Origin of the sequence: Actinoplanes sp. NPDC051633 (assembly GCF_040681735.1) — a bacterium.
In the GTDB taxonomy this organism is placed as follows: Bacteria; Actinomycetota; Actinomycetes; order Mycobacteriales; family Micromonosporaceae; genus Actinoplanes.
This window is the reverse complement of sequence record NZ_JBFAZH010001223.1, coordinates 1-2,253: the sequence shown is the minus strand read 5'-3', so window position 1 is coordinate 2,253 and position 2,253 is coordinate 1. Positions and strand designations below refer to the sequence as shown.

Annotated in this window: 1 protein-coding gene; it reads right to left on the bottom strand. The window is 72.2% G+C overall.

Annotated elements, in window-relative coordinates:
• Positions 1 to 2,253: glycosyltransferase (locus AB0M20_RS39280; protein ID WP_364306114.1), on the bottom strand; the 2,253-nt coding region annotated here is incomplete at both ends.

The following is a 2,253-nucleotide window of genomic DNA, read 5'->3' as shown; positions in this document are numbered from 1 at the left end:
GGCGACGTGGTCGGCGAACTCGGCGAGCCGCTGCCCGCGAAGAGCGCGGAACATGTCGTACGCGACCGGTTCGAGCACCTCGCCGAGGTAGTTGCCGGCGGCGTCGTGGCGGCCGTGGCCGGGGGTTCGCAGCGTGGTGAGCCGGTTCGGGTTGATGCCGCGCAGCGCGAAGATCAGATCGATCGGCTGGACCGGCCCGGTCGTCACGATCATCGCGTGCCCGGCCGCGCGGAGCAGGGCGTCGAGCTTGACCGGGTTGGCCGCCAGGTTCTGCTTCTTCGCCTCGGCCGCGATGGAGGTGATGAACTGCTGCTGGTGTTGCTGACGGCCGTAGTCGCTGCCCCGCACCTTCTTGCGCTGCCGCAGATAGTCGATGGCCTCGGAGCCGGTCATCCGGCGGCAGCCCGCTTCGTACAGTCGCTTGGTGTGGATGGAACGGACGTCGGCGTCGACGCAGACGTTCATGCCGCCGAGCGCCTTGATCACGTCCGAGAAGCCGTAGAAGTCGACGAGCACCGCCGCGTCGAAGCCCGGCAGGCCGGTGAGCTTCTGCACGGTGGCGGCGAGCAGCCGGCCGCCGCGGGCACGGTCCTGCCCGATCCCCGCGCCGTACGCGAACGAGCTGTTGAGCCTGTCCCGCCCGCCGCGGAAACCGGTGGCCGGCTCCGGAGGGATCTCCACGATGGTGTCTCGTGGCAGCGAGAACAGGTACGCGCGGTCCTTGGACCTCGGCACGTGCAGCACCATCACGGTGTCCGAGCGGATCATGCCGGTCTGGCCCTTACGCCAGTCCACGCCGATCAGCAGGATGTTGAGCGCCCGGTCGAGGCTCCAGCCGTCCGGCGAGAGGTGGTAGGAGGCAGCCGCGCCGAGCAGGTCGTCGCGGGCCACCGTGTTGGCGTACCGGTCGGTGACCAGCCGGCCGCCGGCCCACGCGCTCGCACTGATCAGGATCAGCGCCAGGCCGGCGTGCAGCGCGACGCGGGCCCAGCGCGGGTCGCGGTAGGTGCCGTGCCGCATCTGGCGCACCAGCCGCTGAATGCGCGCGGCCTTGGGATCGGACGACGCCGCGGACCCGTCGAGCGCCGCCGCCCGGCCGGTGCGGGTCGAGACGTGCCAGCGCAGGCCGCCGCCGAGCAGCGCGGTGACCGCGGACTGGATGGTGATCAGGTAGATCAGCTGGCGGTAGCCGATCTGCTGCAGGGGCAGTGACCAGAGCGGGCCGGCGGGTTCCTTGTCCAGGCGGAACGCGTACGCCGCGACGGCGAGCTGGGCGACGTGCAGCCCGAGCCAGAACACCGCGATCAGGCCGGGCGTCCCGGACAGCAGCGAGTAGAGCAGGTACACGTCGACGATCGGCCCGAGCAGCGGCTGGAGGATCTGGAACACCGCCACGTACCCGAGCCCGCGGCGGCCGAGGCGACCGGCCGGGCCGCGCTCACGCAGCGCCGACCGGTGTTTCCAGACCGCCTGCATCGTCCCGTAGCACCAGCGGTAGCGCTGCCGCCACAGGCCCGCCCAGGTGCCGGGCGCCTCGGTCCAGGCGCAGGCCATGTCCTCGTAGACGACCCGCCAGCCGGCGCGGACGATGGCCATCGTCAGGTCGGTGTCCTCGGCCAGGGTCTCGCTGCGGACGCCACCGGCCGACTCCAGCGCGGCGCGGCGGAACCCGCCGAGGGCGCCGGGCACGGTCGTCATGCAGCGGCCCATCTCGAACACCCGCCGGTCGAGGTTGAACGCGACCACGTACTCCAGGTGCTGCCAGCGGCCGATCACGCCGCTGCGGTCGGCCACCTTGGCGTTGCCGGCGACCGCGCCGACCGCCGGGTCGGCAAACGATCGGACCAGCATGTCGATCGTGTCGGGCTCGACGATCGTGTCGCCGTCGATGAGCACCAGCACGTCGTGACGGGCGGCAGCGACCCCGGTGCGCAGCGCGGCGGCCTTGCCGCCGTTGCGCCGGCGCAGCACCCGGACCCCCGGGTCGTCCAGCGCCTCGACCAGATCCGCGGTGCCGTCGGTGGAGCCGTCGTCCACGACGATGATCTCCAGGTCACGGCGGTCGCACGCCAGCAGCGACCGGACGGTCGCGACGATGTTCGCCGCTTCGTTGTGCGCGGGGACGATGACCGAGACGGGTGTCTCGTAGGCCGGCAGCGGATGCCGGCGCCGGCGCCGGGCGTGCCGCCACGCGCACCAGGCCTGGATCAAGATCCGGGTGCCGGCCAGCCCGGTCGCGACGATCATCAGCCA